Annotated in this window: 19 protein-coding genes; 11 read left to right on the top strand and 8 right to left on the bottom strand. The window is 42.7% G+C overall.

Translation table 11 applies throughout. The features are described from left to right. Positions 1-26 precede the first annotated feature (26 nt). Positions 27-722 carry a response regulator transcription factor gene (locus tag EAH55_RS08765; RefSeq protein ID WP_244228132.1) on the top strand — a complete coding sequence of 232 codons (696 nt, stop codon included), beginning with the start codon at positions 27-29 and terminating at the stop codon, positions 720-722. Positions 723-939: 217 nt separating this feature from the next. Here EAH55_RS08765 and EAH55_RS08760 read toward each other — a convergent pair whose 3' ends face one another. The 4 genes from EAH55_RS08760 to EAH55_RS08745 form a co-directional block, all read right to left on the bottom strand. Next, positions 940-2,274, bottom strand: a complete 1,335-nt coding sequence (locus EAH55_RS08760; protein WP_121809296.1) for a glycosyltransferase — start codon at positions 2,272-2,274, stop codon at positions 940-942. 121 nt (positions 2,275-2,395) lie between these two features. After that, positions 2,396-3,043: a response regulator gene (locus tag EAH55_RS08755; protein ID WP_121809295.1), complete on the bottom strand. Its 648-nt coding sequence runs from the start codon at positions 3,041-3,043 to the stop codon at positions 2,396-2,398. A 51-nt stretch (positions 3,044-3,094) separates the two neighbouring features. Beyond that, the gene (locus EAH55_RS08750) at positions 3,095-6,178 is read right to left on the bottom strand and encodes a sensor histidine kinase (RefSeq protein WP_121809294.1); all 3,084 of its coding nucleotides are present in this window, start codon (positions 6,176-6,178) and stop codon (positions 3,095-3,097) included. Between the two features lie 209 nt (positions 6,179-6,387). Then, complete coding sequence (locus EAH55_RS08745; RefSeq protein WP_121809293.1) at positions 6,388-7,176, bottom strand: alpha/beta hydrolase; 789 nt, start codon at positions 7,174-7,176, stop codon at positions 6,388-6,390. 440 nt (positions 7,177-7,616) lie between these two features. Between EAH55_RS08745 and EAH55_RS08740 the strand changes: the two genes are divergently transcribed. Continuing rightward, complete coding sequence (locus EAH55_RS08740; RefSeq protein ID WP_121809292.1) at positions 7,617-8,075, top strand: hypothetical protein; 459 nt, start codon at positions 7,617-7,619, stop codon at positions 8,073-8,075. 23 nt (positions 8,076-8,098) lie between these two features. Here EAH55_RS08740 and EAH55_RS08735 read toward each other — a convergent pair whose 3' ends face one another. Next, positions 8,099-8,530 carry a Rid family detoxifying hydrolase gene (locus EAH55_RS08735; RefSeq protein ID WP_162996788.1) on the bottom strand — a complete coding sequence of 144 codons (432 nt, stop codon included), beginning with the start codon at positions 8,528-8,530 and terminating at the stop codon, positions 8,099-8,101. Positions 8,531-8,644: 114 nt separating this feature from the next. Further along, positions 8,645-9,892, bottom strand: coding sequence for an MFS transporter (locus tag EAH55_RS08730; RefSeq protein ID WP_121809290.1), 1,248 nt, complete (start codon positions 9,890-9,892; stop codon positions 8,645-8,647). 241 nt (positions 9,893-10,133) lie between these two features. Between EAH55_RS08730 and EAH55_RS08725 the strand changes: the two genes are divergently transcribed. The 5 genes from EAH55_RS08725 to EAH55_RS08700 all read left to right on the top strand — a co-directional run bounded on the left by EAH55_RS08725 (position 10,134) and on the right by EAH55_RS08700 (position 15,344). Further along, entirely contained in the window at positions 10,134-10,433 is a 300-nt protein-coding gene (locus tag EAH55_RS08725) for a hypothetical protein (protein ID WP_121809289.1), read from the top strand. Between the two features lie 6 nt (positions 10,434-10,439). Then, complete coding sequence (locus EAH55_RS08720) at positions 10,440-10,853, top strand: hypothetical protein (RefSeq protein WP_121809288.1); 414 nt, start codon at positions 10,440-10,442, stop codon at positions 10,851-10,853. Between the two features lie 201 nt (positions 10,854-11,054). Then, positions 11,055-12,635, top strand: a complete 1,581-nt coding sequence (locus EAH55_RS08715) for a DHA2 family efflux MFS transporter permease subunit (protein ID WP_121809287.1) — start codon at positions 11,055-11,057, stop codon at positions 12,633-12,635. 133 nt (positions 12,636-12,768) lie between these two features. Further along, the gene (locus EAH55_RS08710) at positions 12,769-14,040 is read left to right on the top strand and encodes an epoxide hydrolase family protein (protein ID WP_121809286.1); all 1,272 of its coding nucleotides are present in this window, start codon (positions 12,769-12,771) and stop codon (positions 14,038-14,040) included. Between the two features lie 695 nt (positions 14,041-14,735). After that, positions 14,736-15,344 carry a LytR/AlgR family response regulator transcription factor gene (locus tag EAH55_RS08700; protein ID WP_121809284.1) on the top strand — a complete coding sequence of 203 codons (609 nt, stop codon included), beginning with the start codon at positions 14,736-14,738 and terminating at the stop codon, positions 15,342-15,344. A 119-nt stretch (positions 15,345-15,463) separates the two neighbouring features. Here the strand turns inward: EAH55_RS08700 and EAH55_RS08695 are convergent, their stop codons facing one another. Next, positions 15,464-16,879, bottom strand: coding sequence for an aldehyde dehydrogenase family protein (locus EAH55_RS08695; RefSeq protein WP_121809283.1), 1,416 nt, complete (start codon positions 16,877-16,879; stop codon positions 15,464-15,466). A 153-nt stretch (positions 16,880-17,032) separates the two neighbouring features. Further along, positions 17,033-17,947, bottom strand: coding sequence for an alpha/beta fold hydrolase (locus EAH55_RS08690; protein WP_121809282.1), 915 nt, complete (start codon positions 17,945-17,947; stop codon positions 17,033-17,035). Between the two features lie 222 nt (positions 17,948-18,169). On the opposite strand from EAH55_RS08690, the gene EAH55_RS08685 reads away from it, so the two are divergent. The 4 genes from EAH55_RS08685 (at position 18,170) to EAH55_RS08670 (ending at position 22,414) form a co-directional block, all read left to right on the top strand. Continuing rightward, complete coding sequence (locus EAH55_RS08685) at positions 18,170-18,586, top strand: acyl-CoA thioesterase (protein WP_112567673.1); 417 nt, start codon at positions 18,170-18,172, stop codon at positions 18,584-18,586. Positions 18,587-18,739: 153 nt separating this feature from the next. Continuing rightward, a complete protein-coding gene (locus EAH55_RS08680) occupies positions 18,740-19,693 on the top strand; it encodes an alpha/beta fold hydrolase (protein ID WP_121809281.1) in 954 nt (317 codons plus the stop codon). Positions 19,694-19,901: 208 nt separating this feature from the next. Next, complete coding sequence (locus tag EAH55_RS08675; protein ID WP_121809280.1) at positions 19,902-20,687, top strand: alpha/beta fold hydrolase; 786 nt, start codon at positions 19,902-19,904, stop codon at positions 20,685-20,687. A gap of 143 nt (positions 20,688-20,830) precedes the next feature. Beyond that, the gene (locus EAH55_RS08670) at positions 20,831-22,414 is read left to right on the top strand and encodes a GMC family oxidoreductase (protein ID WP_121809279.1); all 1,584 of its coding nucleotides are present in this window, start codon (positions 20,831-20,833) and stop codon (positions 22,412-22,414) included. Positions 22,415-22,573 lie beyond the last annotated feature (159 nt).

Genomic DNA, 22,573 nt, shown 5'->3' with positions numbered 1-22,573 from the left:
AAGAAAAAACTTAACAAGTATTTACTATGATGAATAATGTTAATGAACGGATGAGCTTTGTAAACAATGATCATTCGTTAAGGATAGCCATTTTTGACGATAACAAAAATATAAGGAACACCATGGTAATGATCCTCAATTCGGAGATCATGTTTAACGTTGTGGGTGTGTATGACAGTTCTAAAAACAGTATCAAAAATCTGATGAGCACCAAAACAGACCTGGTGATCATAGATATCGCCGCGTCTGGCTTTAGCGGAATTGAAACTATAGAGCGGCTAAAACGAGAGCTCCCCTACATCCAAATTCTCGTACAAACAAACTTTGAAGATGATGCGCTGATATATCAATCCATCCTGGCCGGTGCTTCCGGGTATATTTTAAAGAACGGACTGAAGCTAACTTTAGTTAAGGCTGTTAAAGAATTAAGAAACGGAGGTTCGCCCATGAGCCCTTCCGTCGCCCGCAAGGTAATCAATATGGTCAAGCATAATATATGTCATTTCAGTCCTGTTGAACAAGCGGCAAACTATAAGCTAACCGGAAGAGAAAAGGAAGTTTTGGCTTGCATTGTTAAAGGCAAAAACTATAAAATGATCGGCTATGAGTTGAATATCTCTTATGAAACGGTTCGCAGCCATATGAAACATATCTATGAAAAGCTAAAGGTTGCATCGCTTACAGAATTGGTTGCCAAATCTATCAACTTTAATATTGTATAAATAACCAGGCGAAATCCTTTGGCCATCGCCCATAAGGTAATAACTCACAAATGGCATTATTTACGCCACGTAAGCCGCTGTTAAAGAAAAATCTTTTTTGTTGAGTTTTGTTTGTTTGGTTTAGAGTGCGGTGTCAAAGCCGCATTCTTTTTTTAAAACAAAAAGGGCGCACAAATTTGCTTATTTGTGCCGCCCTTAGCATTCATCACATTTTAGGTTATGCTACATTGATGGTATTATACTGGTTCAACAACTCAACCAGGTATTTTGCGCAAAGTTCTCTGGCGTCGTATTGCTCCATCTCATCTGCCAAAGCAGTAATGTTATTCTTGTAAACAGGATCGGCCAGTACATTTACAACGGCGTTCCTGATCTCATCCGGGGTTGGCCTCTCTGTTTTCAGGTCGATACCGTATTTAAAGTGCCCCACCCGTGCGCAAATTTCGGCTTTGCCCTCAAATAGACCCGCCGCAACCATAGGCAACCTGTTTTTAATGCCTAAAAGTGTTCCGCCGTAGCCTCCGTTAGTGATGTAAACATGTGCAAAGGGCATCACCTCGTCAAAAGGAATATAATCTTCAATGATCAGGTTATTATAGTGGTATTTAGTTCTTAACTCCTGTGTCTGGTTTCCGCCTGTTGTTGCTATCACAAGGGTATCAGTCCCTTTAAAAGCTTCTAAGGTAGGCTCGAGCAGTTTCGTGATATCATTTTCGATAGTCCCCTGTGTAACAAGTACTACTTTTTGATATTCATCAAGCCTTTGGTCATCCCAGCGGTTTTCGCTCGTCCGTGCCGAATAAGGAAGTAAGGAGCCTATGAAACGGACGTTTTGCCCCATGTTGCTGCGGGTATATTCAAAAGACGGAGAACCGATCTGAAGATATAGATCAGATGTTTTTATCAGCATATCAAATACATTTGTCCTTTGATGCTGGATATCATAGCGACTTAAAAGCAAAGAAAGACAATCAATATGTTCTTTGTAAACTTCCTCATTAAACGCCTTATTCAGGCGGGCTATGTTCTCCTGTTCGTCGGCGTTTGAAGGTGGATAGAAACCGGGGCCGTAAGGCCCTAAATCGTCCGAGCTTTCGGCCAATGGAATGATACCGATTGAAATCACCGGAACATCCAGCATGGCAGAAAGGTATGGAATGGCCGGGAACATACTTTCGGTTACGATGGCATCAAACGGAAACTCCTGCTGAAGATCCCTGATGTCCTCAAAATGATCGGGCCCTGGCTTAATAAAGATATTGATCATATCAAAGTTTGCCTTCTGCCCTGCATCGGTTAAAAATTTTCTCTGCGGAAACAAATTGTGGATGTTGTTGGCATTAATGTCAATGGCCTTCAAAAAAGGGAAATGTGGAATCCCAAGTTGCTTTAATTTGGCTTCATGCACTACCGAGGTATACCAACGCACATCGGCGCCGCTATCTGCTAAAAATTTCGCCAGGCCGGTGAGCGGGTTGAAATGTCCATCTGCCGCTACCGTCGCTATCAGGATCTTCTTTCCTGTCAATCCATTTAATGTTGTCTGATTCATATAAAGCTTTGTATTTGTCAACACCTTTTACTTGCAGCAAATATGGCCCGACGCGTGCAAAACAGCTATCCCCTAATGTGGTGAGTATAATAACCCAAAGTATCAACGGGCAGGTATCAGTTTATACAATATTTTGATTGATGGCTTTTGCAACCACCTCTGTCAACGAGGCTACGTGCAATTTTTCATAGATTTTTTTGATGTGGCTGCGAACCGTTTCGTAAGATATATTCAGCTCGTAAGCGATCATCTTATAGCTAAGGCCGTTTACAATGGCGCTTAGCACCTCTTTTTCCCGCGGGGTAAGATTATACTCTTCGCTGGGCCTGCGGCGACTCCTTTCGCCGCTGCTCTGAAGTAGTTGAAGTACTTTCCTGGCGATGGACGGGCTCATGGGGGAGCCACCGGTTTTCAGTTCCTTAATAGCTTCTGTAAGGGAGCTATTGAGCTGATTTTTCAGGAGATAACCCGCAGCTCCAGCGCAAATGGAGTCAAAAACACGTTCGTCATCTTCAAAAACGGTTTGAATAAGAATTGGAACATGCGGAAACTCCCGGGTTAAGACCCTCACGGCTTCGATGCCATTAATGCCGGGCATTTCTATATCCATCAAAACAACATCCGGTCTTGAGGTAAGTACATTATCCACACAATGTTTTGCATCGCTAAATGTACCTACCACTTCAAAATCCGGGTCGGTGTTTAATAACATGATCACACTGCTCCGAATATTCTTATTATCATCAAATATGGCTACCCTGATACTCATCGTCTTATATATTTATTATTTAATCGGTTCAAAATTTGCAGCATGCTGTAGTCACAAGTTACCGAAGGTGAAATTGATGGTTGTACCCCGCCCGGGCGAGCTTTTCACAACCAGTGCTCCATTAAGTTCAGTGACACGGCATTTTATATTGCGTAATCCATTCCCTCCTTCAGCAGCAGAAGCTGCTTGTGCCAGTTTATCTTCGTAATTAAAACCTACGCCATCATCACATATCTTTAAATTAATTTTACTCCCCTTTAGCTGGATATCCACTACTATTTTTTTGCAATGTGAGTGCTTGATGGCATTATTTAAAGTTTCTTTGAGGATCAGGAAAAAGTTCTTTCGTGTTTCCATTTCCAGCGTCAGTTTTAGCAACCGTTGATCGCAGGCCAGGGAGAATGCGATATTTTTGGCTACACATAATGGTTGCGCATAAGACCGGATCTTTTGTATCATATTGCTCATATGATCATTTTTGGGGTTGATTGACCAAACGATATCTGACATCTCCGAAATGGTATCATCGGCGGTTTCTCCTATTGTTTGCAGAACCTCGCTAAGCTTTTCTTTCTTTTGTTGCTGCTGATAGATGCGCGCGACTTTACTATAAATGGAAATGCTGCTTAAGGTTGAACCGATCTGGTCGTGCAGGTCCTGCGCTATCCCATTCCGGATGGATTGACGCTTCAAGAACTCATTAATACGATAACGATAAAATAAATAGCAAAGCGGCCCGATAATTAAAACGATCAATGAATAAAACCACCAGGTACGCCAAAACGGAGGGTTTATAACAATAACTATTGATGCAAATTTATTAACAACGCTCCCTTTCCAGTTAGAGGCCCTTACTTTGAAAAGGTAACGCCCGCCGGCCAGGTTTGAATAACTGGCGTAATTTCGCTTATCAGCATCTACCCAATCTTTATCCACACCTTCGAGTATATAATCGTAATGCATGTGATTGCTGCTGTATTCCGGGGCCGAAAACTCAAGAGAAAAATAGTTTTGGTTATGATTTAACCTGATGGTTTTGTTTTCAAGCAAATGGCTGTATGAGGTATTGAATATCTTAAAGTCGGTAAAATATACGTCCGGTTCATTTTCAATCTTCCCTATACCTGCGGGGTTAAATTCTATATAAAAGTTTCTGCCGGCTGCATAAAGGTTTCCTCGGCAGTCACGGTACATATACCCTTTAACACCTCCGTTCGATTTTAAATCCGGCAGATCATAGCAACTGTACACACGGGTTTCCGGATTATACTCATGCATATGGCCGTTACAGATCATCCATAAATTCCCGCGGGCATCTGAGCATATACCTTCCGTCAGGTTGCTTGATCCGGGAATATGAGAAAAACGCAGCTCATTTTTATCAAAATAGTTAAGCCCGCCGCCATAGGTGCTTATCCACAGGTTTCCTTTTCTATCCCCCTCAATGTCATAAACATCATTACTGCTTATGGATTCATGATCGTATATATCGTTCGTAAAATAGCTGAAGATAGTAGCCCCCTGCTGCAAAGCGCCCAAACCATATTTATCGGTAGCCAGCCACAGGGTACCGTTTTTATCCTTGTAAAATTTCTTTACTACGTTGTCCTTAACATTTAATCTTTTTATTCCCTCCTGCGCTATCCCCGAAATCCATTTCTTGTCCACGAAATCATAATATGTCAGATAATGGCCATAGGGCGATACAACCAATGCCGGATGATTGCCGATGGTATCGCGTACAATAGATACTATCCTCGATCCCATCAGCCTTTTCATCAGCGTGTCATCATTGGTATTTGGCAATAGCGTCGCCCGGTTCAAAAGAGGGTCATACCTGAATAAGGAATAATCAGTACCTAAATAGAAAGTACCATCATTATCTACATAAAATTTGGTTACCGACAAGGCATTTCCCTTGTAAGCTATATTTCGATGCTCATAATTCGCGCTTTTATTGCGCTTAATATAAATGCCTTCACTTGTTGCTATCCAAAGCGCATCATCTTTAGGGTTACGGTAAAAATCGAAGATGGTGATATCTTTCTTTGCTGGTTTTGGCAGATTATACTGGTTGAAAGGTGAATAAACCGGATCGTAAATACTGATCCCGTTATCTGTACCTATCCATATAATACCATTGCTGTCGGTAAACACCACGTTGATATGGTCATCAACAAGCGAACCCTCCTGATCGCTGTGCCGGTAGGTGATAAATTGCATTTCGGCAGGGTCAAATGTGGTTATGCCGCTACCTTGGGTGCCCATCCAGATCTTCCCCTGTTTGTCTATGGCGAAGGAGGCGATGACATCGCGGGGGATTTTCTTTTCGGCCCCACCCAGAAGAAATACCTGCTCAACTCCAGTGTGCAACTGGTAAGTATATAGTTTTTTATCCCGGTCGCCGTACCACATCCTGTTGCTGCGGTCTTTAAAGATCGATGCTATTGAACTGCGGGGCAATTTACCATCAGTACCATTGTAGTGCTTATCAATACGGAAACCCAGGGTATGCGTATTGATTTTCAGCAAACCGCTATCTTCCCGGCCCGCCCACAAAGTATCTGCGCCGGCCATAGCCAATGAGAGGATATTTCTGCCGCCTGATTTAACGGGTACATCAAACCTGTCGCTTTTTTTGTTCAGTCGAACCAGAAAGCTGTTACTTGTGGCCAGCCATAAATTACCGTCATTATCCTCCGCAATTTTATTGATGTGATTTTCGGGGATTCCGCCAGGCCTGTGCGCGTTAAACTTGTATTGCTTAAATTGTTTTGATGCCTCCAAATGGTAATCATACCGTGTTATTCCTCCATCAGCAGTAGCAATCCACAGATTGCCTGCTTTGTCTTCAAGAAGATCGGTAATGATGTTGCCTGACACGCAAGTAGTATCATTGGGCTGGTTTTTATATATGGTAAAAAAGTGGCCGTCGTAACGGTTCAACCCGTCTTCCGTTCCGAACCACAAAAAGCCGCGTTTGTCCTGCAAAATGCAATTAACCTTAGGGTGTGACAAACCGTACTCTGTTCCGATATTCCTGAAAAAGGGAGTTGAAGCCGGGCATGAGATAGAAAAGCCGGTCAGTAACAACCAGATAAAAATCTCAGCGATAAAAAGAACAAACGGCTTCACGGCGAATATGATTTGTTAGTGGGTTCTACAGGAATTGAAAAAGCAAAATTGCACTTGATGTAAATAAAGTTTCATAACCAATAGTGGGGACTTTACAGCCGGTAAAATGATAAAGCCTATCAAAGGACTGTCGGGAAGTAATTATTAAAAACACCGGGACGGCCTGAAAAACAGCCGCCCCGGTTTTCTATTACAAAGCAAAAATGAGATTATTTTTTACCCTGATCTTTGGCGGCTGCCTCAATTACACGTGCTACAGCTGCTGGCTGCGACATAAATATAACGTGACTTCCCTTAACTTCGGTTACTACGGCACCAGCACGTTTGTACATAGCACGCTCCAATTCAGGATTAATGGCTTTATCTTCAGTAGCTACAACTGCATAAGTTGGTTTACTCTTCCAGGCGGCCTGTGTTAAAGGCGCGACAAAGCTTGAACCCACAATTGGCTGCTGAGAATCAAACATAAATGCTGCTTTTGCCTCGCTTAGATCGGCAGAAAAACACTCATGAAAAAGCGCCTTGTCAAAATAGGCATAACCATTTTTATCGGCAGGCAGGATACCATTTTTAGGAAGCGCCGGGCCAGATTGGTAAGCATCTAAAGTTGATTGACCAACCTCAGGAGCAAAAGCCGCAACATATACCAAGCTTGCCACTTTTGCAGATACACCGGCTTCAGTAATTACCGCCCCCCCCCATGAATGGCCTACTAATACAGCCGGGCCATCTTGTTTTTCCAGGGCGCGGTTAGTAGCAGCAACATCATCATTTAAGGAGGTAAGCGGATTTTGAACAAGTGTTACGTTATAACCATCTTTTTTCAGGATCTTGTAAACACCTTCCCAGCCAGATGCATCTGCAAAGGCTCCGTGTACTATAACAATATTTTTTACAGGGGCTGTGGTTTGTGCTACACTGTTTTTAGGGCTAAATGCAAATAAAAGCGCTGCCGCAGCGGCTAAAGTTAATTTGGCGAAATTAGTTTGAGTCTTCATTTTGTTGTGTTTTTGTTAATTTTTACTCAAAAGTATGATCCGCCATAGCCTATAAACACCCTATCTCCGTCAACCCGACAAACTCGTCATTGAATTAGACATTTTAAATATTGGATGATTCCGGAGGCTGGTCTTATCACGGAAGCGCCTACTCGTTTATTCTATATAAGCGTACGCACTCATTTCGGCCTACCACTATTGCCTGGAGTAACAGGTCAAATCCGATGCATATATTCAACCTACAACACTCCATTTTCTCTTATTGCAATACCAATCATATTCCCTGTCTGTTCGGCGCCCGCATTGGCCATTCCAAGGTTTGGTTTGTCTGTTTAACCATGTTAAGGATTGAGTATAACAAGCCACAACGATACTTTTGACTCAGTTATTTAAACAAAACGGGCGTTAAACGCCAGAATATACCTTAAACAAAAACAGTCATGAAAAAATTAATCTTAGCCGCAGTAGTTTCATTATTTGCAATAAATACAAATGCTCAAATGGCCCAGCCCCAAACATTAAACACCACAGAACAGGCGGTTACATTTAGTGTCAACGTAACTTCAATGCTGAAGATTACCATGCCACGTGTTGGGCAGGCCGAAACCGCGAAATTGGCAACAGCCTATACTACACTTCCGTATTATAAATTCACTAATCAGCAACAATCTTCGTCGTTTAGTAACCCTTATAGCAATGAAGATATCCGTATCAGCCTTCATGCTATGCCAAATCACACATTCATTAAAACCCAGGATGATATTGAACTAAGCGAAAGGCTCAAAGTTATTTTCCCTTTAAATAGCCTTGCCGGTCAGTCAGCTAAAGTGAGTTTTGCCAGCAATCACTTCCCCGAAAACCACAACTATCGTTTAGAGAATATGGTGGCCGGCATTTAATTTCAAATACCAGCGGTCGACGCTCAATTACTATGCTTTTTTTGCTCTGCGGTTACTGCAATTTCAACGCTTGCACCCAATGGCAGATCAGCCACGGCAATGCAGGTTCGGGCCGGGTACGGGGCGTTGAAATATTTGGTGTAAACCTTATTAAATTCGGCATAGCGGTTAATATCTTTTAGATAGACAACCACATTAATTACCGAAGAAAAATCAGATCCAGACTCTTTCAATAGCCTTGAGATGTTTTGCATAACCTCATTTACCTCGGCTTCAAAGCTTGTGGTAACCAGCTTACCGGTTGTTGCGGATATCCCAACCTGACCGGATGCATAGACTACCCCGTTGCTTACCTTGTAAGTGCTGTAAGGCCTAACTGTGTTAACAGATTGAGCACTCGCGTTGACGGAAAAAGTCGCCAAAAAGAATAATAGTATTAAACCTGGTCGCATCATGTTATCGTAATTTAAATTCCAACTGAATTGTAACCGGCAAAATTCATTTTTCAAACAAAAAGAAAACATCCCCACTTTTAGGGATGCTTGCCTTATCAAATCATTGAAAACAGGTTATATATCTTCGGTGTAATCCAGGTTGGTTCCGAAGCTTTCTTTTATCCCGAACAGGGCCCAAAAGGCAAGGATCAGTGTAAGCGCGCCTATAACTATTCCGGCAGATACCAGTGAGCCATTAAAAAGCCCCCTGCAATATTGAAAGAAAAGTAGTAGCGGAACAACCGCTCCCCTCACAAAATTAGGCACGGTTGTAGCTACTGTCGCCCGGATATTGGTACCAAATTGCTCCGCGGCGATGGTTAAAAAAAGTACCCAATAACCGGCAGCGAATCCAAAGAACGCGCACACAACATAAAATTGAAACAAACTGAGATTCTGGAGAAACAAGTAAACCGAAATGGCAGCCATTGTAAGTGTTAAAAATATAGCAACTACTTTTACACGACTTTTCAGGTACTGACTGAGCAAACCACTGCAGATATCGCCAATTACGGTACCACCATAGGTTACTGCTACGGCTGTTCCGGCGCTTACTACGCCTTTTACGTTTAGTTCTTTACCAAACTCGGGCGATAAGGTAATCAGGATCCCTACACCAAACCACAGTGGCAAGCCAATCAAAATACATTTAAGATATTTTACAAACCGCTCACGACTGGTAAACAAAGCAAAAAAATCGCCGCGCCTGATGCCCGGCTTTTTCGACTCGCTGAACATACCGGATTCCGACACACCTATCCTAAGCAGCAAAAGCAATATGCCCAGCACACCGCCTATGATAAACGCGGTACGCCAATCAAAATAAACCGCAACAAAATGGGCCGCAATAGCACCGCTGATCCCTACCCCGGCAATAATGGTGGTGGCATAACCACGTTTTTGTGCCGGCATCAGTTCAACAACAAGCGTAATACCTGCGCCAAGCTCGCCAGCAAGCCCGAATCCGGCAATGAAACGGAATACAGCGTATAAATTAACTGTATCCACAAATGCATTGGCGATGTTGGCAAGTGAATATATCAGGATCGATCCGAAGAGTACGGTTAACCGCCCGCGCTTATCTCCCAATATCCCCCAGCATATCCCCCCTATCATTAAACCTGCCATTTGTACGTTTAGTAAGAAAATGCCCGGTGCAACCGCCCCGGCGCCGGTAAAACCTAATGATTTTAAACTTGGTATCCTTACAATGCTGAACAACAGCAGGTCATAAATATCTACAAAGTAACCTAATGATGCCACTATAATAGCGGCAAGTGGAAGCGCACTCTTTAAGGAGATGTTCCCTTGACTATTTTTCATATATCTGTATTAATTTTTTAAGCGTAAATCCAGCCGTTTTAAAAACGTCCAAAATTTTCAGCGGCACAAAAGTCGCGGAATAACATGCTGACGGGTATTACCAAAAATGGGGAGATAAGACGCTTAACCACCTGTCGCAAGCACATAGGCAATCTGACCGCTTTTAGGCTCCCCTACCCGGATTAGGGGATGTACGGGCTTTTTGTTGACTAATACTTTTGCATTCTAAAATTAAGATGACATGCAAATCAACCAAAGCGATGGCAATGGTTTCAATATCAGCATAAGGACCATACCCGCTGATAATAACGATACTGAAACCATTAAACTCTTTTCGGCCGAAGATCTCGGCGAACAGGTAAAGGCATTTATCACTTCCGCATTGCTTCCGGGTCGGGACATCCATATTGCCGTAAGCTTTGAGAAGTGGGATAACACCTGTGTGCTGGAGGAAACTGTTTACCGGATTACGCCCAAAAAGGAAACAGAACAAAATGCAGACTACAACAGAAACTATTGGATAGAAACTAAGATCAAATAAATAACAATGTACCGGATACTATTTTCCACTTTAATACTGATTAGTATTTTCAAATCAGTAAATGCCCAAAGCAATAATGCTCTTAACAATTCAGGTGCTTCATCACCATTAAAAAACGCGTCGGCTATTATCGGTAAGCTAAATCCGCTGTTCATTGAAACAACTTTTCAGGGATCGGCCCCATATTATAAGTTTGGCCTTGATTTATCCAGCACAAAGTCTTTGATGCCGGATGTTATACGCACCGGAAGCAACTGGTATGCACAAGGCAAAAGCACACAAAAAGCACTCAATTTTGAAACGATAGACTATGCGCAACTTGTGCCGGTATTGATTGCGGCCATGCAGGAACAGCAAGCCCAAATTGCCGAGCTAAAGCAACAAGTTGCTGATTTGAAAAAAGAAACAGCAAGTCGGTAGTACCACGGCAACAAGCCTTAAATGCAGGACAATTTATCCTGCCCTGCTATTTCTGATAGTAACAGAAATAGCGGGCCAATCTGCCCATGTTCAAACCCGCTATAGCCAAATTGTTGTAATAATTGTGTGAAGCCAGGCCTGCGCTACCCCAACAATTTAATTATCAACATTTGAATTGCATTCAAATTTAATCTCTTAAAAATGCAACAAGAAGAATCATTAATTGAGCGTGGACCACGCCTGGTTATCATTACCATAACAGCAGTTTTTTGCGCTTTACTTGAAATAATAGATACCACCATAGTAAATGTGGCATTAAACAATATGCGCGGAAGTTTGGGTGCCACACTAAATGAAATCAGCTGGGTTATCACTGCATATTCGCTGGCCAACGTTATTGTTATCCCTTTAACCAACTGGCTATCGCAGCAATTCGGGCGCCGAAACTATTTTGCCGCTTCCATTATTATTTTCACTGTATGTTCTTTTTTATGCGGTAATGCCCATTCGGTTACCGAAATCATTATTTTCAGGTTTATACAGGGTATGGGTGGCGGCGCGCTGCTGGTAACATCTCAAACTATTATTACCGAAAGCTGGCCACCGGAAAAACGCGCCATGGCACAGGCCATATATGTGTTAGGTATCATAGTGGGCCCTACACTTGGCCCACCATTAGGGGGATATATTGTAGATAATTTTTCGTGGCCCTTAATATTTTATATCAATATCCCGGTTGGAATAGTGGCTACTTTGCTAACGCTGATCTATGTAAAAAGCCCGCGTTACGAGCAGAAAAGATTAGCCAGCGAAATAGATTGGCTTGGTATAGCCTTACTTACCGTTGGGATATCTTCATTACAATATATTTTAGAAAAAGGCCAGGAAGATGATTGGTTTAACAGCTCGTTAATTATCACCTTGTCAATTACCGCTTTCTTAGGTCTGTACCTGTTTATCTGGCGGCAACTGGAAACAAGGTTTCCGGTTGTTAACCTCAGGGTGTTTAAGAACGGAAATCTGAGTATAGGCGTAGCATTATCATTTGTATTGGGCTTCGGAGCCTATGGCTCTACATTTGTTATCCCTTTATTCACACAATCGGTATTAGGCTGGACTGCTCAAAAAGCCGGTTTACTTCAGCTGCCGAGCACGCTGTTTACCGCATTGATGATGCCAGTTATCGCTACATTGATCCAAAAGGGTATACAGCAAAAATTCCTGATTGCTATCGGCATGTTCCTTTTTTACATCTTCTGCATGTTATGCTATCAGATAATTACGCCAACAACCGGTGGTGGCGATTTTTTCTGGCCCCTTATCATACGGGGTATCGGGTTGGGCTTTTTGTCGGTTCCTATCAGTACCATGGCTCTGTCGACATTAAAAGGTCAGGAAATTGGTCAGGGGGCGGCATTTACCGGGATGATGCGCCAGTTGGGCGGTTCATTTGGGATCTCTCTAATTTCAACTTTTCTGTCCAGGCAGAGCAGCAAACACAGAGTGGGCTTGATCGGCAAGCTGGACGCAAATGATATAAAGGTACAAAATCGCATAAAGCAGCTTTCAGCAGGTTTTCACGGACACGGGCTGGATAGTTTGGCATCGCATAAAGCCGCCGTTCAAATAATAGATAATGGAGTTAATACACAAGCCACCCTGCTCTCCTATATGGATATTTTTATTATGGTTGGAATCGTGTTTGTCGTTTTTGTACCACTCGTTCTCATCCTTGTAAAAAAATCGAGGTCGAAGGTAAGCATGGCTGATGCAGCACATTGATTTTTCTGCAGATCTAATCAGCATTAAAACTGAGATGTCTAAGTCAGCATTCAATTTGTCTGGTTAAGCTATGTATCAATGGTGGCCGGTATCCCTAAGGGATACTTTCGCATAGTTAATTAAATAAATTACTATGAGAAACCTAAAAACCACCTTGCTGTCCGCGTTTTTTTGCGCTGCTATGGGGCTGTTTACTTTGCAAAGTAAAGCCCAAACCCAATCTGCCGTAAATAAGAATGATAAAAGCATTCGCCCTTTTCATGTTCATGTTACTGATGAACAACTCGCCGACCTTAAAAAAAGATTGCTTGCCACGCGCTGGCCTGGTCGCGAAACTGTAAATAACGAATCGCAAGGCCTGCGTAAACAACAACTTCAAAACCTGGTGAACTACTGGGTATCTGACTATGACTGGCGCAAAGGCGAAGCCAAATTAAATGCGCTGCCTATGTTTGTGACCAATATCGACGGTCTTGACATCCAGTTCATTCACGTGCGTTCCAAACACTCTAAAGCCCTGCCGCTGATCATGACGCATGGCTGGCCTGGTTCGATATTTGAACTACTGAAAGTGATTGATCCGCTTACTAATCCAACAGCACACGGAGGTAAAGCCGAAGATGCTTTTGACGTTGTGATCCCTTCTTTACCAGGCTTTGGCTTTTCGGGGCAACCTGCCAATACCGGCTGGGATTCTGATCATATTGCCAGGGCATGGGGCGAATTGATGAACCGTTTGGGTTATAAACAATTTGTATCACAAGGAGGTGATTGCGGTTCCGTGATCTCCCAACGCATGGCTTTACAACATGTACCGGGCCTTTTAGCCATTCACATCAATATGCCTGCTACGGTACCTCCAGATATCGCTGCGCACCTGACTAATGGAGACGCAACCCCTGCCGGGCTATCTGACAAAGAAAAAGCTGCTTATGAATCGTTGAACAACTTCTATAAAAATAATTGCGGCTACTCTGCCATGATGGTAACCCGCCCGCAAACTGTGGGATATGCGCTTGCAGATTCGCCGGTTGGCCAGGCTGCCTGGATGTATGACAAAATAGTTCAGTGGACATACAGCGGAGGCGAACCTGAAAAAGTACTTACCCGCGACGAGATACTTGACGATATATCACTATACTGGCTAACCAACAGCGCTACTTCCGCTGCTCAGATCTATTGGGAAGATCACTCCAATAATTTCAACGCACGTGAAATTTCAACGCCGGTAGCTATTACCGTTTTCCCTGGCGAAATATATCAGGCACCTAAAACCTGGGCTGAACGCTGCTACCACAACCTGATCTACTTTAATGAAGTGAACAATGGCGGCCATTTTGCAGCCTGGGAGCAACCACAAATATTAGCAGAAGAGATCAGAGCGGCATTTAAATCAGTACGCTAACAGGTTATAAATCCATTAGTGAAACCATACAGTTAAAAAGCTATGGAATAGCTAATACAATGCTTTCAAAGCACACCTAAGATCTGATACTTCATAAAAAGGCAATCCTGCTACCCGGGATTGCCTTTTTCCATCATACCCTACATCATGAAATGCCATGATTTCATGAAATAGCCTCAATTCTCCGCCAAGATAAAAACAACACAAATAACTAATAACCAATAACTTAATACTATTGGTATATCATTTGTATTTATGAGTTATCGTTTACACCACGAAACCCATATCTGCAATGAAAACAAAACAATGGAATATTACCCCAGGTATCGCTACACAAAAGCCCGATACAATGCCTTGTTGCGAAATACCAATTATCCGATCCGGAAAAACCAACCGCTTTAATAGTGCCTTTTATGGTTTTATCCGGCTTTACCTTGACTCGATAAAACTTTGTATCAGAATTTTAAAATCTAAAATAAATGGAAGCAATCTTTATTTCCACCCATTTGATCACAGGCTGCTGTTCAATTATCGTTATACACTCACTGCTCGATCAAAATAAAGATTACAAACAAACAGGAATTAAATCGGCTGATAAGTGGTCCCTGTTATCTATTAAAATGTTTATGGCGAAGTACCTGATGAGGGCTCGCCGGGAAAGCTATCGGTTTAATAAACTAAAATGAATTTGTGCAATGGAAAACTACAACGCTAAAACAAACACGGTTACCGACTTCCAGAAAAAAGGATTTGATTCGGACTTTATTTTAATTAAAGACTGTCTCCTTTACATTGGAGGCAATGACACAATTTATCATAATGAATTAAATCATAACAAGGTTCTGCTCAAACAAAACAACAATCTGCACGAAAACCATATCGTGTACGCTATAAAACCTCATGAACATCATTCAGATCGGGTGGACCTGGATGATGTTGTTTATCAACAGAAAACAAAGCGTTGGAAACAAAGTTTTTTAGTATTCAAAAACCCCAAATACACCACTGTTGCAACAGATAATATCGCTTTCTTTTACATCAGGAATAACGCTGTATCGATGGTGTGTTTTGATAAGCAGGAATATGTGCTCAGCCAGTCACTGGATCAGATCACTGGTTCGGTTTCCCCCGATCAGTTTTTCCGCGTCAACCGTCAATATCTTATTAATTTCAAGGCAATCAAAGAAGCCGAACTTTATTTCATGCGTAAACTGCATATCAGGTTGGTTATTGAAACACCTGAAAAACTACTTATTAACAAAGAAAAATCGCCGTTCTTTCTGTCCTGGATGGAAAACCGTTAACCCCCTGCATCTACTTACCTAAAAGGTCATTCCTCTGTATTGAAGAATGACCTTTCATTTATTCCAGCTGTTTACTTTAGCCTCGGGTGCTCCTTAAATATCTAATACTTGCCAGAAATTTATCTGATCAGTGTTTTAGCCTCCAGAAATTCCTCCAAACCGATAACACCATTTTCCCGGCCAATTCCTGAGTTTTTATAACCGCCGAATGGAGCCATAGGATCATGTTTTAATGTATTGATAAGTACCCTGCCTGCCTTAAGCTGAGAAGCAACATTTGCCGCCCGGTTTTCATCGGCAGAACTAACATAGGCCATCAAACCATATTCAGAATTATTGGCAATTTCTATCGCTTCTTCTTCATTACTATAAGTAATTACAGACAATACAGGGCCAAAGATTTCTTCCCCGGCGATAGTCATCTCATTATTGACATTGATGAAGATTGTTGGCTTTACGTAATAGCCTTTATCTAAACCTTCCGGATGACCTAAGCCACCTGTAAGAAGCTCTGCTCCTTCACTTATTCCGGTTTGAATATATTGCTGAATACGATCATATTGTTTTTGACTTGCAAGCGGTCCTATTTTGACATCTGCCGAAGAAGGATCACCAACAATAAATTTCGCCGATTCACGGATTAGCAAGTCCTTAACTTCATTAAGTTTTGATTCCGGCACCAATAATCTTGTTCCGGCAATGCAGGCCTGACCATTATTCATAAATCCGGCTTGTAGTGCCATAGGAATAGCTTTGCTAAAATCCGCATCTTCCAATAAAATATTGGCCGATTTTCCACCAAGCTCCAATGTTACCCTTTTCATGGTATCTACCGCCTGCTTTGCCAGGATTTTGCCAACTAAAGTAGAACCGGTAAATGAAATTTTAGTAACCTCACTGCTTTCCATTATTGGCTTGGTAATAACTGCACCGTTCCCGTTAACCATATTAACAACACCATTCGGCAAACCTGCAGCAGCAATACATTCCATAATAATCTCGGCCTGCCATGATCCAAATTCACTCGGTTTAAGGATTATGGTACAACCGGCCGCCAACGCCGCCGCAACTTTAATAGCAATTGAACCGGCTACAGCATTCCAGGGGGTAAACAATGCTGCCACCCCAACCGGTTCCATGATAACTATTGATTCATTCACCTGCTTTGAAAATGAATACTGCTGAAGCATTGCAGCCTGGTTTGAAAAAGTTGTAGCAGCAATCAGATTAGCCCACTTTGCTCTTTCACCGGGAGCTCCATATTCCAAAGTTGTCGCATTGATAAGATCATCTATCCGCTTTTCAATTTCGGCGCTGATCTTTGTCAGATATTCAACGCGCTCATTTATTGTGCTTTTACTATATGCTGGCAACGCGGCCTTTGCCGCCTCAATTGCAGCAATAGTATCCTGTTCATCAGCATAAACAATTTGGGCTATTTCTTTTTTGTTAAGCGGAGAAATGACACTTACAATTTCGGTACCGTGGGGTTCAATGAACGCTCCGTTCACATAAACACTTTTTATCGTTTTCATAATTAAATATTTAAGATAGAATTATGAAACGAAGGTGGTATCTCTGCGCCGGAAAGTATAATACTTTTACTTCAAAACAGGCAAAATACCTGCTGAACCAGACATTAAGCATTATGGCCTGACCCTGGATGCCGCTGATTTGCAAATGCTATTTCATGATTTCTTCAATTGCTGTTCGCTAAACCAGGTTTCGCACTGTTCATAAAATTCAGCAGGCTGTTCAATCCATGGCATGTGGCCGCAATTGCTGATAACAGCCAGCTTTGAATTGGCAATATTTGCACGGATCCTGGCGGCCTGCGATACAGGATCGCAAATGAAATCATCATCGCCAACAATTATCAATACAGGCACAGTGATGCGGTGCAAATCACCAAGCAAATTCTTTCCCTGGAAGCCGTTTGAATTAGTGTATGCGAAAACAGTATCATTCAGGTCAAGGTTTTGAAAGGTCTTCGCGGCGAGGCTGGGGTCATGAAAATAAAATCCGCCCATGGTGCCGATGATCTCTTCCAATGTACGCGGCGTTTTATCTGTTCCCATTCCCATCATAAACGCGGTAGCCTTTTCATAATACTCCGGGTTTTCAAGGTAAAAGGGCTCGGTCTTTTTCTTCATGATCCGTTTCATCATTTCTTCGGCGCGCAATTCATCTGTAGCTGCAATCGCGTCGATGGCAATAATCCCTGACAGATTTTCGTTGTGCTGAATCCCATACTCAAGTACCTGGTGGCCGCCCCCCGAATGGCCTGCGATATAAACCTTGGATTGCCCGAGATAAATTCTGAGCGCGTCTATATCGGCTATAAAATTATCGAGTGCATATTGTGTACTGTCTTCCGGCCCGGTCGATTTTCCGCTGTGCCTCGTATCGAAATACACCATGGTAAAATATTGCTCAAAAAGCGGTAAAGGCATAATATAATTTACCGATGGCCCCCAACCTGGCGATGGAAGCAGTAATACGGGGCCACTACCGGCCACATAATAATGTATGATAATGTTGTTTACTTCCGCAAAGTGTTCGCCCTCTGCAAGGCGGTTTGGAATGGTGATTTTAGTTGTCATATTATTTTCAAGGTATCTGAAAAGTTCTGTTTGTCCGTCAAATCCAGACTATTCCAGAACTTTAGTTATGGTGAACGCAAAATTCAGCGCTTCAGAACAAATCGGCTATCACCTAATTCGGGGACGTTGTCGGAATTGGCGGTGAGTTGATATCCCTCATTTTGGTGATTTCCCCAAACAGGAGCGACGGATACTTTTGCTCCCGTCAGAAATTAAAAAATCATGGAATATTCAAAAACTTACGTTGCCAAAGACGAACATATAGATGTTCAGGAAATCATGGATGGCCTTTACTATCCCTTTTACATGGAATACTGCAGGCATGATTATATCAGGGAAATACTGGGTTTCGATTTTGAAACGGAGGCTAAAAACGGCATCTATATGGTACTTTCAGGTTATACCATCAGTTTTATCAGGTCCCTGAAGCGGGGCGACGAGTTCAAGGTTACCTGTACCCTATATAAAGATAAAGAGGGCTTGCCAAAGCTACATTTTAAACAAACTATCGTTTGCAATAACAAATTAATGACGCAGGCCGTTTTCACGGGCACCTGCGTCCCGGCAACCGGCGGAAGGCCTTATCTGCCCGCATCGGTGCTTGAAAAAATAACGGATGCCCCGGTACTTGAGCAGTAAATTTTTATGATCCCGCCCCTGTCACGGTCGCATTCGGCTGCCAAAGTTGGCTGTTTCAGCATCCAATTTGTATAGTTCGGCAAGTCGTGATTAGGCAAGGCTGCCTCAAAAAATACTTTTGCAGCGTCAATTAAGGCATAAAATCCTCTATCTATGAAAAACAGAACGCTATTCAGGTCCACAAAACAATTGATCATTTTATCCATCCTGGCTCTCGGCCTTGCATCCTGCAAGAAAGACAACGGACCGGGTAAAGGAACATCAACCGCGATTGTTGATTATCATCAAACCGCTCCTACTAAATTTATTGATGTAGCCGGCAACAGCTATGCTTACCGGATTTTGGGAGATAAGGACGGCATCCCCCTGGTTATGTTATCGGCATTGGGTGGTTCAATGGATGACTGGGACCCTGCAATCACAAACGGTTTGGCTCAAAAGTACAAAGTAATCATATTTGACAATCAAGGCGTTGGCTCATCCAAAGGAACTACACCGGATAATATTACGGCAATGGCAAGCGATGCCGCCAATTTCATTAAGGCGTTGGGCTATACCAAGGTTAATATTATGGGCTTCTCGATGGGAAGTTTTATCAGCCAGCAATTGGTGCTTACGCATCCCGAACTTGTCAATAAGATTATCCTTACCGGAACAGGTCCTAAAGGAAGTGAAGGCCTTTCAAACCTGCCTAATTTGTTAGCTGCCGCTGCAGGGTTAACTCCGGAAGAAAGTCTTTTACGTTTTGCTTTCACAAGCTCGGAAAAAAGCATAGCCGCAGGAAAAGAATCCTATGCCAGAACACAAAAACGTACTACCGACCGGGACCTGCCTGTAAACGAACAAAGTGGCGGGACCCAGCTAACAGCCGTGTTGGGATGGGCGCAACCTTATCCAAACGCGTTTAACGAACTAAAAACAATAAAGCAACCGGTATTAATAGCCCAGGGGCAGCAAGATATTCCTGTTCCGGTAATTAATGCGGTAAACCTCTACAAAAACATCCCAAACGCCGACTTAATTACTTATCCTGATGCCGGACACGCGGCAGTATTTCAGTATCATGATGAGTTTGTGCAGGAAGCTATAAACTTCCTCGCCAAATAAGTTGAATTGAATTAAAATACCGGTATAGCGGTACCTGTGGTTCCTGTCAAAAAGGTCATGTTCAAGAAAGGTTCACAAACCGCGGCCAGGTTACAAAAAGATAAATCTTATTGTGCCTGGCGCCGGTATTTATATCCCAAATTGGGCCCCTCTCTAAAAAAGCTGTTACAACCACAATTTATTTGGCAATAGCAAACACAATTACCATATGCTTAATTACAGAAAAACCGGCCATAGCCAAAGTGCTATCATTTTCGTCCATGGCAATTCACAATCATTACATACCTGGGACAGCGTAGTTATCCAAAATGCACTTCAAAAGTATATGCTCATCGCTGTCGATCTGCCCGGGCATGGTTTATCATTCAGAAGTAATAACCCGGATGCAGATTATACAACAAAAGGGCTCGCGGCGCACCTTAATGCATTTTTAGCCCAGATACATGAAAAAGAATTTATCCTGGTAGGAACGTCACTTGGCACAAGCATTATCGGTGAGATGAAAGCATTTCCGCCTAACTGTAAGGGAATCTTTTTATGCGGAGCGATGCTTACATCCGGGAGCATAACAGTGAAAGATATGATCCAGCCCGGCGTTTCGGTTGCCGCTGCCTTCAAAGCAACTCCTGCTGATGATGAAATAGACTTTTTGATTGGCCACTTTATTTTCAAAGACAATCAGCCTATAAAGGATCATTACAAAATGGTATTCAAAAAAACAGATCCCCAGTTTAGAGCAGCGCTCGGCAACTCGCTTAGAATGCCCAATACAACAGATAAAATAGCCAATCTTATTGCAGCCAATCTACCAATCACTGTCGCGTATGGCTCTGAGGAGCGGCTTATTCAAACTGATTATCTTGAACAATCAGGTCTCCCAAAATGGAGGAATAAGATTTTTAAGATTCCGGAAGCCGGTCATTGCATCGAACTGGACCAACCTGCCGCACTTGCTATGCTTATCGGGGCTTTCGCTTCGGATTGTTTTCGATAAGAAACCAATGGTTTACGCTGGTTAATTACAACCGAGTTACACGTTGATAACCTCCCCAAAACAGAGGATACATTCCCCCGCTTTGCGGTATAGATAGAGCTACCTGCCAGATCTAATTTTGAGCATTATTAAAATTCATTCCTATGACAAACGAAAAATCAAGTTACAGTGAGGGCAACAAAGGGGCTTTGCCCCCAATAAAAAACAAATACGATTTCATTATTGTGGGTGCCGGCTCTGCAGGCTGCGTTATCGCTCGCCGTTTAGCGGGTACCGCAGGCGTTTCTGTACTATTACTGGAAGCAGGAGGCTCAGATGCCGGAATTGAAAGCATTGCCGAGCCAATGCAATGGGTGCACAATATTGGCGCCCCGCATGATTATTTTTATGCTTATGAGCCAACAACGTTTATCAATAACAGGATTATACCTGTTCCGCGAGGCAAGGTGCTTGGTGGATCCGGAAGTATTAATGCCATTACCTGGACGCGGGGAAACCAAGCCGATTATGATGGATGGGCAGCAGCAGGAAATACCGGTTGGGATTACAATTCGGTGTTACCTTTCTTCAAAAAAATTGAAGACTGGGAAGGCGGAGCAACCGACTTCCACGGAGCAAACGGCCCAATTGCTATTGAAAATGCGAAAAACCTTCATTTTGTGCCAGCTGCTTTAATTGAGGCCGGCCGAACTTATGGCATGCGGGTACTTGAGGATACCAACGGACCAGCCCCCGAAGGTGTAGGAAAAATGGTTCTAAATGTTCGCGATGGCAAGCGGTCGAGCCCAACCGAATACCTTAAACCGGTGATGGATCATAATAACCTCACTATCCTGACGCACGCCAAAGTTTTAAAGCTTAATTTTCATGATACCCATTGCCAGGGCCTCGACTTTGAGTTAAATGGCGAGATGTATACTGTATTGGCTGATAAGGAAGTTATACTATCTGCAGGTGCTATAGACACGCCCAGGATCCTGATGCTTTCGGGGATAGGTGATAGCGAAGAACTTAAAAAGCTTGGTATAAAAAGTATAATTAATTTGGAGGGAGTAGGTAAAAACCTGCAGGATCATCCCCTGGTTGCAGGTTTGTGTTTTGAAACAAATATTCCGCTCGGTATCCGTAATAATAACCTGGCGGGAAGTACCGCGCTATGGAAAAGCAAACCGGCATTACAAGTACCTGATTTAATGTATTTACCATTACAGGTGCCTTACTTAACTCACGAGATTGCACAACAGTACGATGTGCCTGAAAATGTTTTTTGCCTGGTGCCAGGCTTGGTACAACCGAAAAGTAAAGGGTATCTTAAAATGAAAACAGCCCGTCATGATGGCCCTCTTGAAATTCAGCCGAACTTTATTTCCGAGCCTGAAGATTTGCAGGCCCTTGTTGCAGGCGTAGAAATTGGCATGGATCTTATTTCGCAGCCAGCTTTCAAAAACATCACCAAAAGATGGATCGCGCCTAAAAACATTATCGGTAAAAAAGCCATCGAAGATTTTATCCGGGATGCTCTTACCTCCTATTTCCACCCGGTAGGCACTTGTAAAATGGGCGTAGGATCAGATGCAGTTGTTGACAGCCAGCTAAAAGTACATGGTATTACCGGGCTGAGAATTGCTGATGCTTCGGTTATGCCGACTATAACATCCGCTAATACCAATGCGGCTACCATGATGATTGGAGAAGTTGTATCGGAAGCTATTATTAACGGGTTATAAGCTTGAATTATTTAAAGGCCCGCTAAAATAAATCGTGGCGGGCCTTAGCTCTTATCATAAAAGACTGTCAAAAACATACGCATGAGTCTTTATATATTGAATAAAAAGTACTTTTAGGCAGCTCATCATATATTCCCATTTGGATTCGAACCAATATTA

Source organism: Mucilaginibacter kameinonensis (assembly GCF_003675385.1).
Lineage (GTDB): Bacteria > Bacteroidota > Bacteroidia > Sphingobacteriales > Sphingobacteriaceae > Mucilaginibacter > Mucilaginibacter kameinonensis.
Note: the sequence above shows the minus strand (reverse complement) of the source record. Positions and strands in the feature narration are given on the sequence as shown.

Coding starts and splice junctions, on each gene's coding strand:
- EAH55_RS08675 (WP_121809280.1), top strand. CDS start 19,902: ATGCTTAATTACAGAAAAACCGGCCATAGCCAAAGTGCTATCATTTTC.
- EAH55_RS08725 (WP_121809289.1), top strand. CDS start 10,134: ATGCAAATCAACCAAAGCGATGGCAATGGTTTCAATATCAGCATAAGG.
- EAH55_RS08760 (WP_121809296.1), bottom strand. CDS start 2,274: ATGAATCAGACAACATTAAATGGATTGACAGGAAAGAAGATCCTGATA.
- EAH55_RS08720 (WP_121809288.1), top strand. CDS start 10,440: ATGTACCGGATACTATTTTCCACTTTAATACTGATTAGTATTTTCAAA.
- EAH55_RS08680 (WP_121809281.1), top strand. CDS start 18,740: ATGAAAAACAGAACGCTATTCAGGTCCACAAAACAATTGATCATTTTA.
- EAH55_RS08690 (WP_121809282.1), bottom strand. CDS start 17,947: ATGACAACTAAAATCACCATTCCAAACCGCCTTGCAGAGGGCGAACAC.
- EAH55_RS08735 (WP_162996788.1), bottom strand. CDS start 8,530: ATGATGCGACCAGGTTTAATACTATTATTCTTTTTGGCGACTTTTTCC.
- EAH55_RS08710 (WP_121809286.1), top strand. CDS start 12,769: ATGAGAAACCTAAAAACCACCTTGCTGTCCGCGTTTTTTTGCGCTGCT.
- EAH55_RS08745 (WP_121809293.1), bottom strand. CDS start 7,176: ATGAAGACTCAAACTAATTTCGCCAAATTAACTTTAGCCGCTGCGGCA.
- EAH55_RS08700 (WP_121809284.1), top strand. CDS start 14,736: ATGGAAAACTACAACGCTAAAACAAACACGGTTACCGACTTCCAGAAA.
- EAH55_RS08715 (WP_121809287.1), top strand. CDS start 11,055: ATGCAACAAGAAGAATCATTAATTGAGCGTGGACCACGCCTGGTTATC.
- EAH55_RS08685 (WP_112567673.1), top strand. CDS start 18,170: ATGGAATATTCAAAAACTTACGTTGCCAAAGACGAACATATAGATGTT.
- EAH55_RS08740 (WP_121809292.1), top strand. CDS start 7,617: ATGAAAAAATTAATCTTAGCCGCAGTAGTTTCATTATTTGCAATAAAT.
- EAH55_RS08670 (WP_121809279.1), top strand. CDS start 20,831: ATGACAAACGAAAAATCAAGTTACAGTGAGGGCAACAAAGGGGCTTTG.
- EAH55_RS08755 (WP_121809295.1), bottom strand. CDS start 3,043: ATGAGTATCAGGGTAGCCATATTTGATGATAATAAGAATATTCGGAGC.
- EAH55_RS08730 (WP_121809290.1), bottom strand. CDS start 9,892: ATGAAAAATAGTCAAGGGAACATCTCCTTAAAGAGTGCGCTTCCACTT.
- EAH55_RS08695 (WP_121809283.1), bottom strand. CDS start 16,879: ATGAAAACGATAAAAAGTGTTTATGTGAACGGAGCGTTCATTGAACCC.
- EAH55_RS08765 (WP_244228132.1), top strand. CDS start 27: ATGATGAATAATGTTAATGAACGGATGAGCTTTGTAAACAATGATCAT.